General features: G+C 60.1%; 17 protein-coding genes. 13 read left to right on the plus strand and 4 right to left on the minus strand.

Translation table 11 applies throughout. From position 1 onward, the window contains the following. The first annotated feature begins 93 nt into the window (after positions 1 to 93). The gene (locus tag AOA60_RS21790) at positions 94 to 309 is read left to right on the plus strand and encodes a dodecin (RefSeq protein ID WP_032885105.1); all 216 of its coding nucleotides are present in this window, start codon (positions 94 to 96) and stop codon (positions 307 to 309) included. Between the two features lie 116 nt (positions 310 to 425). Then, positions 426 to 650 carry a DUF1161 domain-containing protein gene (locus tag AOA60_RS21795; RefSeq protein WP_032885104.1) on the plus strand — a complete coding sequence of 75 codons (225 nt, stop codon included), beginning with the start codon at positions 426 to 428 and terminating at the stop codon, positions 648 to 650. A gap of 60 nt (positions 651 to 710) precedes the next feature. Here the strand turns inward: AOA60_RS21795 and AOA60_RS21800 are convergent, their stop codons facing one another. Continuing rightward, a complete protein-coding gene (locus AOA60_RS21800; protein ID WP_099586172.1) occupies positions 711 to 1,712 on the minus strand; it encodes an LLM class flavin-dependent oxidoreductase in 1,002 nt (333 codons plus the stop codon). Positions 1,713 to 1,932: 220 nt separating this feature from the next. Here AOA60_RS21800 and AOA60_RS21805 point away from each other — a divergent pair, with 220 nt between their 5' ends. After that, on the plus strand, positions 1,933 to 2,364 hold the full coding sequence (locus AOA60_RS21805; protein ID WP_099586173.1) for an OsmC family protein: 432 nt from the start codon (positions 1,933 to 1,935) through the stop codon (positions 2,362 to 2,364). A 207-nt stretch (positions 2,365 to 2,571) separates the two neighbouring features. Continuing rightward, positions 2,572 to 2,811 (plus strand): DUF1161 domain-containing protein, encoded by a 240-nt coding sequence (locus AOA60_RS21810; RefSeq protein ID WP_034110558.1) that lies wholly within the window; start codon positions 2,572 to 2,574, stop codon positions 2,809 to 2,811. Here the strand turns inward: AOA60_RS21810 and AOA60_RS21815 are convergent, their stop codons facing one another. Further along, positions 2,812 to 3,234: a hypothetical protein gene (locus tag AOA60_RS21815; protein WP_099586174.1), complete on the minus strand. Its 423-nt coding sequence runs from the start codon at positions 3,232 to 3,234 to the stop codon at positions 2,812 to 2,814. A 73-nt stretch (positions 3,235 to 3,307) separates the two neighbouring features. Between AOA60_RS21815 and AOA60_RS21820 the strand changes: the two genes are divergently transcribed. After that, positions 3,308 to 4,450, plus strand: a complete 1,143-nt coding sequence (locus AOA60_RS21820) for an aminopeptidase (protein ID WP_099586175.1) — start codon at positions 3,308 to 3,310, stop codon at positions 4,448 to 4,450. Here AOA60_RS21820 and AOA60_RS21825 read toward each other — a convergent pair. Next, positions 4,426 to 5,085, minus strand: coding sequence for an HAD family hydrolase (locus AOA60_RS21825; protein ID WP_099586176.1), 660 nt, complete (start codon positions 5,083 to 5,085; stop codon positions 4,426 to 4,428). The genes AOA60_RS21820 and AOA60_RS21825 overlap by 25 nt on opposite strands. Continuing rightward, complete coding sequence (locus AOA60_RS21830; protein WP_099586177.1) at positions 5,082 to 5,624, minus strand: gamma carbonic anhydrase family protein; 543 nt, start codon at positions 5,622 to 5,624, stop codon at positions 5,082 to 5,084. Before AOA60_RS21830 ends, AOA60_RS21825 begins: the two co-directional genes overlap by 4 nt. A gap of 54 nt (positions 5,625 to 5,678) precedes the next feature. Here AOA60_RS21830 and prlC point away from each other — a divergent pair, with 54 nt between their 5' ends. The 8 genes from prlC to AOA60_RS21870 all read left to right on the plus strand — a co-directional run bounded on the left by prlC (position 5,679) and on the right by AOA60_RS21870 (position 15,893). Beyond that, positions 5,679 to 7,778, plus strand: a complete 2,100-nt coding sequence (gene prlC, locus AOA60_RS21835) for an oligopeptidase A (RefSeq protein WP_178075385.1) — start codon at positions 5,679 to 5,681, stop codon at positions 7,776 to 7,778. Next, a complete protein-coding gene (locus tag AOA60_RS21840) occupies positions 7,775 to 8,050 on the plus strand; it encodes a YheV family putative zinc ribbon protein (protein WP_010207776.1) in 276 nt (91 codons plus the stop codon). The genes prlC and AOA60_RS21840 overlap by 4 nt, the downstream gene beginning before the upstream one ends. 261 nt (positions 8,051 to 8,311) lie before the next feature. Next, positions 8,312 to 9,064 carry a gluconate 2-dehydrogenase subunit 3 family protein gene (locus AOA60_RS21845; RefSeq protein ID WP_099586179.1) on the plus strand — a complete coding sequence of 251 codons (753 nt, stop codon included), beginning with the start codon at positions 8,312 to 8,314 and terminating at the stop codon, positions 9,062 to 9,064. 2 nt (positions 9,065 to 9,066) lie between these two features. Next, positions 9,067 to 10,851, plus strand: a complete 1,785-nt coding sequence (locus tag AOA60_RS21850) for a GMC family oxidoreductase (RefSeq protein WP_099586180.1) — start codon at positions 9,067 to 9,069, stop codon at positions 10,849 to 10,851. A gap of 12 nt (positions 10,852 to 10,863) precedes the next feature. Beyond that, a complete protein-coding gene (locus tag AOA60_RS21855) occupies positions 10,864 to 12,162 on the plus strand; it encodes a cytochrome c (RefSeq protein ID WP_099586181.1) in 1,299 nt (432 codons plus the stop codon). 81 nt (positions 12,163 to 12,243) lie between these two features. Continuing rightward, positions 12,244 to 13,302 (plus strand): PA0069 family radical SAM protein, encoded by a 1,059-nt coding sequence (locus AOA60_RS21860; RefSeq protein WP_099586182.1) that lies wholly within the window; start codon positions 12,244 to 12,246, stop codon positions 13,300 to 13,302. A gap of 226 nt (positions 13,303 to 13,528) precedes the next feature. Beyond that, the gene (locus AOA60_RS21865; RefSeq protein ID WP_099586183.1) at positions 13,529 to 14,260 is read left to right on the plus strand and encodes a carbonic anhydrase; all 732 of its coding nucleotides are present in this window, start codon (positions 13,529 to 13,531) and stop codon (positions 14,258 to 14,260) included. A gap of 85 nt (positions 14,261 to 14,345) precedes the next feature. After that, positions 14,346 to 15,893, plus strand: coding sequence for a SulP family inorganic anion transporter (locus tag AOA60_RS21870; protein WP_099586184.1), 1,548 nt, complete (start codon positions 14,346 to 14,348; stop codon positions 15,891 to 15,893). Positions 15,894 to 15,934: the final 41 nt, after the last annotated feature.

The following is a 15,934-nucleotide window of genomic DNA, read 5'->3' on the forward strand; positions in this document are numbered from 1 at the left end:
TGCAGTAAATCTGAACTTTCGAGTAGGAATGGCCGCCAGAAGCAGTACGAACATTGACTGCTACGCTTGCTTAACGACCCTAGGAGAACTGCCATGAGTGATCACCACACCTACAAGAAAGTCGAATTGGTTGGCTCATCGACCACGAGTATCGAGGACGCCATCAACAATGCCATTGCTGAAGCCAACAAGAGCATCAAGCATCTGGAGTGGTTTGAGGTGACTGAAACCCGCGGGCATATCGAAAACGGCAAGGTGGCCCACTACCAGGTCACCCTCAAGGTGGGGTTCCGAATTGCCAGTAGTTGATCGGGCGAGTTGAACTTTGCCCGCTGGCCGATTGCCATAACCTGCGCTACAACCAATGGGTGCCGACGCCACAAGCGTCGGCACGCTCTTTTTGATCAGCGCAAGGAAAGTAACGGATGAAGAAGTTCCTGTTAGCGGTAGGTTTGTTGAGCATTGCCGGCACAGCCCTGGCGGCAGGCAAGCCTTGTGACGAGCTGAAAAGCGAAATTGCCGCGAAAATCGACGCCAAGGGCGCTTCGGGTTATTCGCTGGAAGTGGTGGATAAAGGCGCCTCGACCGACGCTAAAGTGGTCGGTAGCTGTGAAGGCGGCACCAAGGAAATCGTCTACAAACGCGGGTGATTGCGTGTTTCAGACATAAAAAACCGACGCAGGTGCGTCGGTTTTTTTTTCGCCTGGGTTTTAGCCCTTCATCAACTGCGCCAGCAGCTCGTAGGAATGAATCCGGTCGGCGTGTTCATACAGGTCGCTGGTAAAGATCAGCTCGTCGGCGCCGGTTTGCTCGATCAACACCTCCAGTTTGGCGCGGATCTTCGCCGGGCTGCCGACCATTGCCAGGCCGAGGAAGCTTCCCACCGCATCTTTCTCATGGGGCAGCCACAGGCCGTCCATGGTATCGACCGGCGGGCGCTGCACCAGGCTTTGCCCGCGCATCAACGCGAGGATGCGTTGGTACACCGAGGTGGCCAGGTAGTCGGCCTGTTCATCGGTGTCAGCGGCCACCAGCGGAATGCCGAGCATCACATAGGGCTTGTCCAGCACCGCCGATGGTTTGAAGTGATTGCGGTACACGCGAATCGCTTCGTGCATCAGGCGAGGTGCGAAATGGGAGGCGAAGGCGTAGGGCAAACCCCGCTCGCCTGCCAGTTGTGCGCTGAACAGGCTGGAACCGAGCAACCAGACCGGCACGTTGGTGCCGGTGCCGGGTACGGCAATGATGCGTTGGTCGGGTGTCCGTGGGCCCAGGTAGGCCATCAGCTCGGCAACATCTTCAGGGAACTCATCGGCGCTGCCGGAGCGTTCTCTGCGCAGAGCGCGCGCGGTCATTTGATCGGAACCCGGCGCACGGCCCAGGCCCAGATCGATACGGCCGGGGTAGAGGCTTTCCAGGGTGCCGAACTGTTCGGCGATCACCAGCGGCGCGTGGTTGGGCAGCATCACGCCACCGGAGCCGACGCGGATCGTCGACGTACCGCCCGCCAGATAACCCAGCAACACCGAGGTGGCCGAGCTGGCGATGCCGTCCATATTGTGGTGTTCAGCCACCCAAAAACGGTTGTAGCCAAACTTTTCCACGTGCTGGGCCAGGTCCAGGGAATTGCGCAGCGACTGCGCCACGCTGCCATTGGCCCGCACGGGCACCAGGTCGAGGGTCGAGAACTTCACGTCGGACAGCGATTTCATAAGCCTGCTTCTCCAATAGGGGCGCAGGCTTTTTAGACGATCCAAAACCTGCCGCTTCATGTGCATGCTCTATGCAATGAGGGCATATACCCGAGATTCAATAGCTGAGTAGAAATTTCCTACTGGATTGCTAGGTTTCTCCGACAAGAAGATGAACTTTGCCAAGCGGTCTATCCTCAGAACCCTTACTGACGCAAAACCACCGTTCGAGGAGACCGCTATGAGTATCGTTAAAAAAGCATCCGCGCATTGGGAAGGTGACCTGAAGACGGGCCTGGGGTCTATCTCCACGGAAACCGGCGTGTTGCGCGAAGCGCCCTACGGCTTCAAGGCACGTTTTGAAGGCGGCAAGGGTACTAACCCGGAAGAACTGATTGGTGCGGCGCATGCCGGCTGTTTCTCCATGGCGTTTTCCATGATTCTGGGCGATGCGGGGCTCAAGGCTGACAGCATCGACACCCAGGCCGAAGTGACGCTGGACCAGGTCGATGGCGGCTTTGCTATTACGGCTGTGCACCTGATCCTGAAAGCCAAGATCCCAGGCGCGAGCCAGGCGCAGTTCGATGAGCTAAGCAAGAAGGCGAAGGAAGGCTGCCCGGTGTCCAAAGTGTTGAATGCAACAATCAGCCTGGACGCCACGCTGGTCAACTGACCGCGTAGGTCCACTGTGGGAGGGGGCTTGCCCCGATAGCGGTCTTTCAGTCATATAAATGTCGACTGATCCACCGTTATCGGAAGCAAGCCCCCTCCTACATTCAGTTCTGCGTTAAATCAGAACTCGTGATTCCAAACTGTGGTCGAATAGCCATATGCAGCCTAGGCGCACACCCGTGCGCAGTGCATTCAGGGAGCTTCACACATGAAACGTTTTGCCTTGGCGATCATCTGCGGTGTGTTGGCCACTTCGGCCGTGGCCGCGCCGAAAGATTGTGAAGAGCTCAGGAAAGAGATCGAGGTCAAGATCCAGGCTAACGCGGTGCCGTCCTACACCCTGGAGATCGTCAGCAAAGAAGAAGCTGATAAGCACGACGTAGCCATGGTCGTCGGCAGTTGTGAGAACGGCACCAAGGCGATCGTCTACCAAAAAAATAACGACTGATCAGAGGCAGTTCACGCTGCGCTCTTCAGCCAGTAACTGGCGGGCGGCGTTATACAGGCGGATATTCGGCGTGTAGCCCAACGAGCGTCCTTCCAGGCGATAACGTTGGCCTGCTTCGAAATGGTCGTACTGCAGCGTAATGAAGCAGGTTCGCTCGGTCGTTTGGCCAAAACTGCTGAAATTTCCGCCCGTAGGCACTTCAAAATCAAAACGTACCATCAGCTCGTGGCCGCCAGGCGGGACTTGGAAGTAGCGTCCGTCGTTAAGGTTCTTGCCGTCCAGGCGCTGTGCCATCACCAGCTTGGCGCCCGGCGTTGGCGTGGCAAAATCAACCCATGCTTGTTGCGGATCGGCGGGAGGCATCGGGGTTGACGTACAGGCGCTGATGAACAAGGCGGCGACGCAAAGCAAGAGCTGACGCATGACAGGCACTCGATGACAGGACGGGTATCTCGGTCAGTATAAACACGAACCCATCAGCCAAGAGCAGTCAGGTATGGTCAGGCGTTTTCTTCCAGGGTTGATGGTGTTGCTGCTCAGTGGCTGTTCCAGTGTCAGCTACTACAGCCAATTGGCGGGTGGCCAGTGGCAGCTGTTGCAGGCTCGAGAGCCCGTTTCAGAGGTCGTCGCTGACCCATCCCGCCCGCAGCAACTGCGCGAGCATCTCACCCAATCCCAAAAAGCGCGAACCTTCGCCAGCGAGCACCTGCACCTGCCTGACAACCAGAGTTACCGGCTGTACGCCGATATTGGCCGGCCTTATGTGGTCTGGAATGTCTTCGCCACGCAGGAATTTTCCCTGTCTCCTGAAAATCACTGCTTCCCCATTGCCGGTTGCGTGGCTTATCGCGGTTATTACAGCCAAGGTGCCGCACGGGGTGAGGCGGCGTTGTTGCGTCAGCAAGGCATGGATGTGTCGATTGGCGGGGTCGAAGCCTATTCCACGCTGGGTTGGTTCAATGACCCGATCATCAGTTCGATGATGCATTGGGGTGATGAACGCCTGGCCACGCTGATTTTTCATGAGCTCGCGCACCAGCGTTTTTATGTGAAGGACGACACGGAGTTCAACGAATCATTTGCCAGCTTTGTCGAGCAGGAAGGTACCCGACAATGGCGCGCCGCCCGTGGTTTGGGGCCTCTGAGCAATTTGACGTTGAAGCAGCGTGACCAGTTTATCCAACTGATCCTCGACACGCGCAAACGCCTGGAAAAACTCTACGCGCAGCCGCTGTCTGCCGAGTCGATGCGCCGGGCCAAGGCGGCCGAATTCGAGCACTTGCGCCGTGAGTACCGGCAGATGCGCGACAGCCAGTGGAGTGGCGACAAGCGTTATGACGCCTGGATCAACCTGCCGATGAACAACGCGCGGCTGCTGCCGTTCGGGCTGTATGACCAGTGGGTGCCGGCGTTTGCGGCGTTGTTTGCGCGCGAAGGCGGGGATTGGGTGAAGTTCTATGCGGCGGTGGAGACGTTGGGTGGATTGCCGGTGGCGCAGCGCAAGGCGGCGTTGAGGCAGTTGGCGGGGGGGGGATCTTTAGGGACTCATCGGGCAAGCCCCCTCCCACCTTGTCCGGCGTACACCTTTCAAAAATGTGGGAGGGGGCGGCGGCCTCAAGCCCGCTGCAAAAACGCCTGATGCATCTCTGCCAACGTCTCAAAGTGCCAGGTCGGCGCTTCGGCATTCAACTCTTCAAAGCTGCCAAACCCATAACCGACGGCCGCCGAATCCAGCCCATTGCTACGCGCTCCGATCAGGTCGTGCTTGCGATCACCAATCATCAAGGTCGTGGCCGGGTCCAGGTCTTCCTCGCACATCAGATGCGCGATCAGCTCGACCTTGTTGGTCCGCGTCCCGTCCAATTCGCTGCCGTAGATCACCTTGAAGTGCTTGGCAAAGTCGAAATGTCGGGCGATTTCACGGGCAAATTCCCACGGCTTGGAGGTGGCTACGTACAGCTGGCGGCCCTGGCTGCTCAAGTCTTCCAGCAGCGGCGTCACCCCGTCGAACACGCGGTTTTCATACAGCCCCGTGGCTTTGAAGCGCTCGCGGTAAAAATTCACCGCCTCCCAGGCCTTGGCTTCATCGAAGGCGTAGAACTGCATGAACGCTTGCAGCAACGGCGGGCCGATGAAGTGTTCGAGTTTGGTCAGGTCCGGCTCGTCGATGCCCAGTTTGCCGAGGGCATACTGGATCGAGCGGGTGATGCCCTCGCGTGGATCGGTGAGGGTGCCGTCCAGGTCGAACAACACGGTTTGGTAAGGCAGGCTCATTGGTCAAATCCTTCAGCCAGGTGCAGGTCTTTGAGCTTCACGTAGTTCGCGGCGCTGTAGGTGAAAAAGGCGCGCTCCTTGTCAGTCAGCGCCCGGACCTGTTTAACCGGGCTGCCCACATACAAGAAGCCGCTGTCGAGTTTCTTGCCTGGCGGCACCAGGCTGCCGGCGCCTATGATCACGTCGTCTTCCACCACGGCGCCGTCCATCACGATACTGCCCATGCCGATCAGGATGCGGTTGCCCACGGTGCAACCATGCAGCATGACTTTGTGAGCGATGGTCACGTCGTCGCCGATCAGCAGCGGGAAACCATCAGGATTGAAGGGGCCGGCGTGGGTGATGTGCAGCACGCAGCCATCCTGCACGCTGGTGCGCGCACCGATGCGGATGCGGTGCATGTCGCCGCGAATCACGGTCAGCGGCCAAACCGAGCTGTCGGTGCCGATTTCGACATCGCCGATCACCACCGCCGAAATATCGACAAAAGCCCCGGCGCCCAGGGTTGGCGTGTGGTTCTGATAGGTGCGAAGGGTCACGATAGCCTCTCTCTCTTCTGCTGATAGCTGCGGTGGGCGTTGATTGTAATTAAGATGGCCCCATCTTTGTTCTTACATGTTTCTTCAGCCAAGGTGCCAACCGTGAGCGCGAACAACCCTCTTCTGCAGTCCTACGACCTGCCGCCGTTCTCGGCGATCCGTGCCGAGCACGTGCAGCCGGCCATCGAACAGATCCTCGCCGACAACCGCGTTGCCATCGCAGGCATCCTGCAAAGCCAGGGTAAAAATCCGACATGGGCCGGGCTGGTACTGGCCATGGACGAACTGAATGACCGCCTGGGCGCCGCCTGGAGCCCGGTCAGCCATCTCAACGCGGTGTGCAACAGCGCCGAATTGCGCGAGGCCTATGAAAGCTGCCTGCCCGCATTGAGCGCGTATTCCACCGAAATGGGCCAGAACCGCGAGCTGTTCCAGGCCTTCGAAGCCTTGGCTAACAGCCCCGAAGCCGCCGGTTTCGACGTGGCGCAAAAAACCATTCTTGAGCACTCCCTGCGCGATTTCCGCCTGTCGGGCATTGACCTGCCACCTGAGCAGCAGAAGCGTTATGCCGAAGTGCAGAGCAAACTTTCCGAGCTGGGCAGCAAGTTCTCCAACCAACTGTTGGACGCCACCCAGGCCTGGACCAAACATGTCACCGATGAGGCTACGCTCGCCGGCCTGACCGACTCGGCCAAGGCGCAAATGGCTGCTGCCGCACAGGCCAAAGGCCTCGACGGCTGGCTGATCACCCTGGAATTTCCCAGCTACTACGCGGTGATGACCTACGCCCACGACCGGGCCCTGCGTGAAGAAATCTACGCGGCCTATTGCACTCGTGCGTCGGACCAAGGCCCGAATGCCGGTCAGAACGATAACGGCCCGGTGATGGAACAGATCCTCGACCTGCGTCAGGAACTGGCGCAACTGCTCGGTTTCGCGTCGTTCTCCGAACTGAGCCTGGCCACCAAAATGGCTGAATCCAGCGATCAGGTCCTGAGTTTCCTGCGCGACCTGGCCAAGCGCAGCAAGCCGTTTGCCGCCCAGGATCTGCAACAGCTCAAGGCCTACGCCGCCGAACAAGGTTGCGCCGACCTGCAAAGCTGGGACAGCGGTTTCTACGGCGAAAAACTGCGCGAGCAGCGCTACAGCGTGTCCCAGGAAGCCCTGCGCGCCTACTTTCCGATCGACAAAGTGCTGGGCGGCCTATTCGCCATTGTGCAGCGCCTGTATGGCATCGAGATCGCCGAGCAGAAAGGCTTCGACACCTGGCACCCGGATGTTCGCCTGTTTGAAATCAAGGAAAACGGCCAGCACGTCGGCCGCTTCTTCTTTGACCTTTACGCCCGCGCCAACAAGCGTGGCGGTGCCTGGATGGACGGCGCCCGCGACCGTCGTCGCACCGTTGACGGTGTGCTGCAAAGCCCGGTGGCCAATCTGGTGTGCAACTTCACCCCGGCTGACAGCGGCAAGCCTGCCCTGCTGACCCACGATGAAGTCACCACGCTGTTCCACGAATTCGGCCACGGCCTGCATCACCTGCTGACCCGCGTCGAACACGCCGGCGTGTCCGGCATCAACGGGGTGGCCTGGGATGCGGTGGAGTTGCCGAGCCAATTCATGGAGAACTGGTGCTGGGAGCCAGAAGGCCTGGCGCTGATCTCCGGCCATTATGAAAGCGGTGAGCCGCTGCCCCAGGACCTGCTGCAAAAAATGCTCGCGGCGAAGAATTTCCAGTCCGGCCTGATGATGGTGCGCCAGCTGGAGTTTTCGTTATTTGACTTCGAAATGCACGCCACCCATGGTGATGGCCGCAGCGTGGCGCAGGTGTTGGAAGGCGTACGCGACGAGGTGTCGGTCATGCGTCCGCCGGCCTACAACCGCTTCCCCAACAGCTTTGCGCACATCTTCGCCGGTGGTTATGCGGCTGGTTACTACAGCTACAAGTGGGCAGAAGTGCTGTCGGCGGATGCCTTTTCCAAGTTCGAAGAGGACGGCGTACTCAACGCTGACACCGGTCGTGCATTCCGCGAGGCGATCCTGGCCCGTGGTGGTTCACAGGCGCCGATGGTGCTGTTCGTCGACTTCCGCGGACGCGAACCGTCGATTGACGCACTCTTGCGCCACAGCGGCCTGAGTGAGGACGCGGCAGCATGAGTGAAGGGCCTGTGATTACCAAAAAACAATTCATCGCCGGGGCGGTCTGCCCGGCGTGCAGCGAGCCGGACAAGCTGAAAATGTGGACCGAGGACAACGTGCCGCACCGCGAATGCGTGGCCTGTGGCTATACCGACACCTTGAATGATCAAGGGCTGTCAGTGCCTAAGGAGCTGGGGACGCGGGTCAATACCTCGGCACTCAAAGCGCCGGCGGATCCCAAGGTTCAGGCAGTGCAATTCTTTCCGAACCCGAAGCTGAAAAAAGACTAAAAGTTTCACGCACACCTAATGTGGGAGGGGGCTTGCCCCCGATAGCGCAGTGTCAGGCAGCCTATGTATCGGCTGACCCACCGCTATCGGAGCCAAGCCCCCTTCCACATTTTTTTGCCTGCGTTTATTCGACTTAGGTCGTTGAATCCGTTCTCCACATCCTTAGCCTGCTATCATTTGTAACCATTGATTGCCAAAAATAGACGAGCCGCTCCCCAGAAGCGACCGAATAAACCCGTGACCACATGATGAGGTGCACCCATGTCTGATCAAGATCAAGACAACCCCCGGCGTGACTTTTTGCGCAAATCCTTGACCTTGATCCCGGTGGTCACGGTTGCCAGTACCGGCCTTGGCGGCTCGATATTGATGGCCACGCCTGAGCCTGCCCAGGCCGCGCCGGCCAAGCCTGCGGCGAGCGACAAGGCCTACGAGCCAAGCTATTTCACCGCAGAAGAATGGGCGTTTATCAACGCCGCCGTCGAGCGCTTGATCCCCGCCGACGCCCAAGGCCCAGGTGCCCTGGAAGCCGGTGCGCCGGAATACATCGACCGTCAGATGAACACGCCGTATGCCAGTGGCGCGCTGTGGTTCATGCAAGGTCCGTTCAACGCCGACGCTGCGCCAGAGATGGGCTGGCAGAGCAAGTTGGTACCCAAAGAGATCTATCGCCTGGGCATTGCTGCGACGGATGCCTGGTCGAAAGCCTTCAACGGTAAAGCTTTTGCTGCGCAAGACAGCGCTACCCGAGACGATATGCTGCGCCGTCTAGAGGCTGGCGGCAGTGAAGTAACGGCGCATTTCGAGGCGGTGCCGCCAAAGATGTTCTTCAACCTGTTACTGCAAAACACCAAGGAAGGCTTCTTCTGCGACCCGATCCACGGGGGCAATAAAGGCATGGTCGGCTGGACCATGATCGGCTTCCCCGGCGCCCGCGCCGACTTTATGGATTGGGTGGAACGCAACGAGCAATACCCCTTCCCGGCTGTTTCCATCCGTGGCGAGAGGGCATAACCGTGGCGACCATCATGAAGAAAGTGGATGCAGTGATCGTAGGCTTCGGCTGGACTGGCGCGATCATGGCCAAGGAGCTGACGGAGGCGGGCCTCAACGTGCTGGCGCTGGAGCGCGGCCCGATGCAGGACACGTACCCGGACGGCAACTATCCCCAGGTCATCGACGAATTGACCTACAGCGTGCGCAAGAAACTCTTCCAGGACATCTCCAAGGAAACGGTGACCATTCGCCACAGCGTGAATGACGTCGCCCTGCCTAACCGTCAGCTCGGTGCTTTTTTGCCGGGTAATGGCGTGGGCGGCGCGGGTTTGCACTGGTCGGGTGTGCACTTTCGTGTCGACCCGATCGAGCTGCGCATGCGCAGCCATTACGAAGAACGCTACGGGAAAAATTTCATTCCCAAGGACATGACCATCCAGGACTTCGGCGTCAGCTATGAAGAACTGGAGCCGTTCTTCGACTACGCGGAAAAGGTCTTCGGCACCTCCGGCCAAGCCTGGACCGTCAAAGGCCAACTGGTGGGCGAAGGCCGTGGCGGCAACCCTTACGCGCCAGATCGCTCCAACCCGTTTCCGTTGCAGGCGCAGAAAAACACCGTCTCCGCACAGCTGTTTCAGAAAGCGGCTGCCGACGTGGGTTACAAACCCTACAACCTGCCCTCGGCCAACACCTCGGGGCCTTACACCAACCCTTACGGCGCGCAAATGGGGCCGTGCAACTTCTGCGGTTTTTGCAGTGGCTACGTGTGCTACATGTACTCCAAGGCCTCGCCGAACGTGAACATCCTGCCGGCCTTGCGCCAGGTGCCGAACTTCGAACTGCGCCCCAATTCCCACGTGCTCAAGGTCAACCTCGACAGCACCAAGAAGAAAGCCACGGGCGTGACCTATATCGACGCCCAAGGACGCGAAATCGAGCAGCCGGCGGACTTGGTGATCCTCGGCGCGTTCCAGTTCCACAACGTGCGGCTGATGCTGCTGTCGGGCATCGGCAAGCCGTACGACCCGATCACCAATGAAGGCGTGGTGGGCCGCAACTTCGCCTACCAGAACATGGCCACCATCAAAGCCTTTTTCGACAAAGACACTCACACCAACAACTTCATCGGCGCGGGCGGTAATGGCGTGGCGATGGACGACTTCAACGCGGACAACTTCGACCATGGGCCCCATGGCTTTGTGGGCGGTTCGCCGATGTGGGTCAACCAGGCCGGCAGCCGGCCGATTGCCGGGACGTCCAACCCGCCTGGCACCCCGGCCTGGGGCAGTGCGTGGAAGCGCGCCACCGCCGATTACTACACCCATCAGGTGTCGATGGATGCCCACGGCGCCCATCAATCCTACCGTGGCAACTACCTGGATCTGGACCCGGTTTACCGCGATGCCTACGGCTTGCCGCTGCTGCGGATGACGTTCGATTGGCAGGAAAACGACATCAAGATGAACCGCTTCATGGTCGAGAAAATGGGCAAGGTCGCCCAAGCGATGAACCCCAAGGCCATTGCGGTACTTGGTAAAAAAGTCGGTGAGCATTTCAACACTGCGTCCTACCAGACCACCCACCTCAACGGTGGCGCGATCATGGGCACCGACCCGAAAACCAGTGCGTTGAACCGTTACCTGCAGAGCTGGGATGTACACAACGTGTTTGTCCCAGGCGCGTCCGCTTTCCCACAGGGCCTGGGCTACAACCCTACTGGCCTGGTGGCGGCGCTGACCTACTGGTCGGCTCGGGCGATCCGTGAGCAGTACCTGAAAAACCCCGGCCCACTGGTTCAGGCATAAGGAGCGATGACCATGAAAGCATTTGTTATCGCGACGTTGGCGCTGCTCAGCAGTTGCTCCATAAGCGCTGCCGAAACCGACCTGATCCAGCAGGGCGAATACCTGGCCCGCGCCGGTGACTGCGTGGCCTGCCACACTGCCAAGGGTGGCAAACCCTTTGCGGGTGGGCTGCCGATGGAAACCCCGATTGGCGTGATCTACTCCACCAATATCACCCCGGACAAGACCGGCCTGGGCGACTACAGCTTCGACGACTTCGACAAGGCCGTGCGCCATGGTGTCGCCAAAAGCGGTAGTACGCTTTACCCGGCGATGCCCTATCCGTCTTATGCGCGTGTCAGCGACAGCGATATGCAGGCGCTGTATGCGTACTTCATGAAGGGTGTGGAACCCGTTGCCCAAGACAACAAGGACAGCGACATTCCGTGGCCCTTGAGCATGCGTTGGCCGTTGGCGGCGTGGCGTTGGATGTTTGCCCCTGAAGTGGCGGATACACCGGCTGAGGCAGCGATTGACCCGGTTATCGGCCGTGGCGCCTACCTGGTGGAAGGTTTAGGCCACTGCGGCGCGTGCCATACACCGCGTGCCCTGACCATGCAGGAAAAAGCCCTGAGTGCTACCGATGGCACCGCGTTCCTGTCCGGCAGTGCGCCGTTGGAAGGTTGGATCGCCAAGAGCTTGCGTGGCGACCACAAGGACGGCCTCGGCAGCTGGAGCGAGGAGCAGCTGGTGCAATTCCTCAAGACCGGTCGCAGTGATCGCAGCGCGGTGTTTGGTGGCATGAGCGACGTGGTCGTCCACAGCATGCAGTACATGTCGCAAGACGACCTGACCGCTATCGCCCGTTACCTCAAGAGCCTGCCGGCGGTCGATCCCCAGGATCAGCCCCATGTGTACGACAAGCAGGTAGCCCAGGCGCTGTGGAAAGGCGATGACAGCCAGCGGGGTGCCTCGGTGTATATCGACAACTGCGCGGCCTGCCACCGAACCGATGGCCATGGCTATACACGGGTGTTCCCGGCCCTGGCGGGTAACCCGGTAGTGCAGACGGCGGATGCCACCTCGTTGATCAACATTGTGTTGAACGGCGGCACTTTGCCGGCTACGCACGCGGCGCCGTCGACCTTCACCATGCCGGCGTTTGCCTGGCGCCTGTCGGACCAGGAAGTCGCCGACGTGGTCAGTTTCATCCGTGGCAGCTGGGGCAACAAAGGTGCGCCAGTGAACGCCAGCGACGTCGCCGACCTGCGCAAGAACGATATGCGCACCACTTCGGGCGATGATTTGGGGCAGGCCACGCAAAAGCACTAAATCCTGGCTGGCCGCCAAACGGCACTGGTCAGACACCTCGCGCCTCGATACTGTATATAAAAACAGTATCGAGGCGCTTTTATGTCTACGCCGTTGCCGCCCCGTGGCCGGGGCACGGCCACCAACCTGCACAACCGCTTTGCGCCAACGGTCAGCGTGGCCGAGGACGACGGCTGGTACCAGGAAGTGCCGCCGACCCAGGGCACCGAAGTGCGTATTGAGACGGCCAAGACCATCATCACCCGCAATACCTCGCCGGACCTGCCGTTTGATCGCTCGATCAACCCGTATCGCGGTTGCGAGCATGGCTGCATCTACTGCTATGCGCGGCCCAGCCATGCCTATTGGGACATGTCACCGGGGCTGGATTTCGAAACCAGACTGATCGCCAAGAGCAATGCGGCCGATGTGCTGGAGCAGCAGCTGTCCAAGCCCGGCTACGTGTGTGCGCCGATCAACCTGGGTTCCAATACCGACCCGTACCAGCCCATCGAGCGCGAATACAACATCACGCGGCAGACCCTCGAAGTGTTGCTGCGCTACCGACACCCGGTGACCATCATCACCAAGGGTTCGCTGATCCTGCGTGATCTCGACCTGCTCACCGAGTTGGCCCGCCAGCGCCTGGTGGCGGTGATGATCAGCCTCACCAGCCTGGACGATGAGCTCAAGCGCATCCTGGAACCGCGCACCGCCGCGCCCAAGGCGCGGTTGCGAGCGATCCGGGTGATGCGTGAGGCGGGGATTCCGGTGGGCGTGCTGTGCTCGCCGATGATCCCGATGATCAACGACAGTGAACTGGAAAGCCTGCTGACCGAAGCGCACGCCGCTGGTGCGCAGAGTGCGGCGTACATGATGCTGCGCTTGCCGCTGGAGGTGGCGCCGCTGTTTGAAGAGTGGCTGGCAGCCCATTATCCGCAGCGTGCGGCCCATGTAATGAGCCTGGTTCGGCAGGTGCGCGGTGGTGAGGTGTATGACAGCCGCTTCGGCGTGCGCATGCGGGGCGAAGGGCCGTTCGCCGATTTGCTGGCCCAGCGTTTCAGCAAGGCGATCAAACGCCTGGGGCTCAATCGCCGTGAAGGATTCAACCTGGATTGCACGGCGTTCTGTCCACCGGGCAGACAGATGGCATTGTTGTAGACTGATCAGCAAGAATGCACCTTGCTTGTAGGAATAGTCGCGTTTTGACATCACTGAAACCCGCGATCTAGAGCGGTTCATTCAGTTTGAGTTAAGTTTCGACGGTTACCTTGCTCAGCGAGTGACTGATGAGTCGGCGCCTGGATTTTGGAGTTTTACAACTATTCCACTGGCCGGGCGTCGAACTGTCCTGAACACTCCCCTGCACTAATCAAGAGGATGAATCATGAGTGATAAGGATAAACAGCCGTTGGCTGCGTCGGCTTCAGCCCCTCAAGTGGCGGAGTCCGCCGATGCAGCGCTAAAGCATATCGTTGACGGTTTTTTGCATTTCCATCACGACGTCTTCCCCCAGCAGGAAGAACTCTTCAAGAAACTCGCCACGGCCCAGAGCCCGCGGGCGATGTTCATTACCTGCGCCGACTCGCGCATCGTGCCCGAGCTGATCACCCAAAGCTCGCCCGGCGACCTGTTCGTGACCCGTAACGTCGGCAACGTGGTGCCACCCTACGGCCAGATGAACGGCGGTGTTTCAACCGCTATCGAGTACGCGGTACTTGCCCTGGGTGTGCAGCACATCATCGTCTGCGGTCACTCCGACTGTGGCGCCATGCGTGCGGTACTCAACCCCGACAGCCTGGAAAAAATGCCGACGGTACGGGCCTGGCTGCGGCACGCCGAGGTGGCCAAGTCGATGGTCGAGGACAACTGCGACTGCGCCAACGAAGGCGAGAGCATGAAGGTGCTGACCGAAGAAAACGTCATCGCCCAGTTGCAACATTTGCGTACCCACCCTTCCGTGGCCTCACGCATGGCCAATGGTCAGTTGTATATCCACGGTTGGATCTACAACATCGAGACCAGCGAAATCCGCGCCTACGATGCCGACCAGTCGGCGTTCCGACCGTTGAGCGGCGACGGGCCGATTCCTTGCGCGACGCCTAAAGCGCGCTTCTAAAACACTTCCCTGCCGGGTAATGCGGTGGCTGCCATGGATGCAGCCAGGCTTTACCGCGCCCGGCGAATGCCTCGGGAGAGTCATCATGCGTGCTGCTCAATTGAAAGCTGTATTGCCACGGGAGCTGCTCGCCTCGGTGGTTGTGTTTCTGGTCGCCCTGCCGCTGTGCATGGGCATCGCGATTGCGTCCGGCATGCCGCCGGCCAAAGGTCTGATCACCGGGATTATCGGTGGCCTGGTGGTGGGTTGGCTGGCGGGTTCGCCGCTGCAGGTCAGTGGCCCGGCGGCGGGTCTGGCGGTGCTGGTGTTCGAACTGGTGCGCCAGCACGGCATGTTGATGCTGGGGCCGATCCTGCTGCTGGCGGGCTTCCTGCAATTGGTGGCCGGACGCTTGCGCCTGGGCTGCTGGTTCCGCGTGACGGCGCCCGCAGTGGTGTACGGCATGCTGGCGGGGATTGGCGTGTTGATTGTGCTGTCGCAGATTCATGTGATGCTTGACGGCGCGCCCAAGCCTTCTGGGCTGGACAACCTGGCGGGCTTCCCGGCTGCACTGTCCGAAGCCATCCCGACCCTTGGTGGCGGGCTCGGCTGGCAAGCGGGTTTGCTGGGCCTGTCGACGATGCTGGTGATGTACCTGTGGGATAAATTCCGCCCGCAACCGCTGCGGTTCGTGCCGGGTGCGTTGCTCGGCGTCGGCCTGGCTACGGTCACCAGCCTGGTGCTGGCGTTGCAGGTCAAACGCGTGGAAGTCCCGGAAAACCTGGCTGACGCCATTGATTGGCTGCGCCCCAGCGACCTGCTGAACCTGGCTGATCCTCAACTGCTGATTGCAGCCTTTGCCGTGGCATTTATCGCCAGCGCCGAAACCCTGCTCTCGGCGGCGGCTGTCGACCGCATGCACAACGGCCAACGTTCCGACTTCGACAAAGAGCTGTCCGCCCAAGGCGTCGGCAACATGCTCTGCGGGCTGGTCGGTGCCTTGCCGATGACCGGCGTGATCGTGCGCAGTTCGGCCAACGTCCAGGCGGGTGCAACCACCCGTCTGTCGGCAATGTTCCACGGCGTATGGTTGCTGGGCTTCGTGTTGCTGCTGTCGAGCGTGCTGCAAAGTATCCCGGTGGCGAGCCTGGCCGGGGTGCTGGTGTACACGGGGATCAAGCTGGTCGACGTCAAGGCGTTCAAGGCTTTGGGGCGCTACGGGCGGATGCCGATGTTCACCTATGCGGCCACGGCGCTGGCGATCATCTTTACCGACCTGCTGACGGGTGTGCTGGTGGGCTTTGGTCTCACGTTGGTCAAGTTGGCGTTCAAGGCGTCGCGGCTGAAAGTCAGCCTGATCGACTTGCCCCAGGAGGGCGAGATGGAGCTGCGTTTGATTGGTGCGGCGACCTTTCTCAAAGTGCCGGCGTTGACCCAGGTGCTGTCGACGGTGCCTGCGGGGACCACGGTGCATGTCCCGCTCAACAACCTCAGCTATATCGACCATTCCTGCCTGGAATTGCTGGAGGAATGGGGTCGGGCCAACGCGGCGAAGGGTTCGAAGCTGGTGATTGAGGCGCGTGGGTTGAAGCGACGGTTGGAAGGCAGGATTCGCACGACGACAGGGATCGGCTCCGCGCCATCAATCGGCTGACGGAACCGGATCAACATGTGGGAGGGGGGCAAGCCCTCTCC

Origin of the sequence: Pseudomonas sp. 2822-17 (assembly GCF_002742485.1) — a bacterium.
GTDB lineage: Bacteria > Pseudomonadota > Gammaproteobacteria > Pseudomonadales > Pseudomonadaceae > Aquipseudomonas > Aquipseudomonas cyclaminis.

Bases quoted from the DNA above. Each gene is read 5' to 3' on its own strand.
- AOA60_RS21790 (WP_032885105.1), top strand. From the start codon at position 94: ATGAGTGATCACCACACCTACAAGAAAGTCGAATTGGTTGGCTCATCG.
- AOA60_RS21795 (WP_032885104.1), top strand. From the start codon at position 426: ATGAAGAAGTTCCTGTTAGCGGTAGGTTTGTTGAGCATTGCCGGCACA.
- AOA60_RS21800 (WP_099586172.1), bottom strand. From the start codon at position 1,712: ATGAAATCGCTGTCCGACGTGAAGTTCTCGACCCTCGACCTGGTGCCC.
- AOA60_RS21805 (WP_099586173.1), top strand. From the start codon at position 1,933: ATGAGTATCGTTAAAAAAGCATCCGCGCATTGGGAAGGTGACCTGAAG.
- AOA60_RS21810 (WP_034110558.1), top strand. From the start codon at position 2,572: ATGAAACGTTTTGCCTTGGCGATCATCTGCGGTGTGTTGGCCACTTCG.
- AOA60_RS21815 (WP_099586174.1), bottom strand. From the start codon at position 3,234: ATGCGTCAGCTCTTGCTTTGCGTCGCCGCCTTGTTCATCAGCGCCTGT.
- AOA60_RS21820 (WP_099586175.1), top strand. From the start codon at position 3,308: ATGGTCAGGCGTTTTCTTCCAGGGTTGATGGTGTTGCTGCTCAGTGGC.
- AOA60_RS21825 (WP_099586176.1), bottom strand. From the start codon at position 5,085: ATGAGCCTGCCTTACCAAACCGTGTTGTTCGACCTGGACGGCACCCTC.
- prlC (WP_178075385.1), top strand. From the start codon at position 5,679: ATGGCCCCATCTTTGTTCTTACATGTTTCTTCAGCCAAGGTGCCAACC.
- AOA60_RS21840 (WP_010207776.1), top strand. From the start codon at position 7,775: ATGAGTGAAGGGCCTGTGATTACCAAAAAACAATTCATCGCCGGGGCG.
- AOA60_RS21845 (WP_099586179.1), top strand. From the start codon at position 8,312: ATGTCTGATCAAGATCAAGACAACCCCCGGCGTGACTTTTTGCGCAAA.
- AOA60_RS21855 (WP_099586181.1), top strand. From the start codon at position 10,864: ATGAAAGCATTTGTTATCGCGACGTTGGCGCTGCTCAGCAGTTGCTCC.
- AOA60_RS21860 (WP_099586182.1), top strand. From the start codon at position 12,244: ATGTCTACGCCGTTGCCGCCCCGTGGCCGGGGCACGGCCACCAACCTG.
- AOA60_RS21865 (WP_099586183.1), top strand. From the start codon at position 13,529: ATGAGTGATAAGGATAAACAGCCGTTGGCTGCGTCGGCTTCAGCCCCT.
- AOA60_RS21870 (WP_099586184.1), top strand. From the start codon at position 14,346: ATGCGTGCTGCTCAATTGAAAGCTGTATTGCCACGGGAGCTGCTCGCC.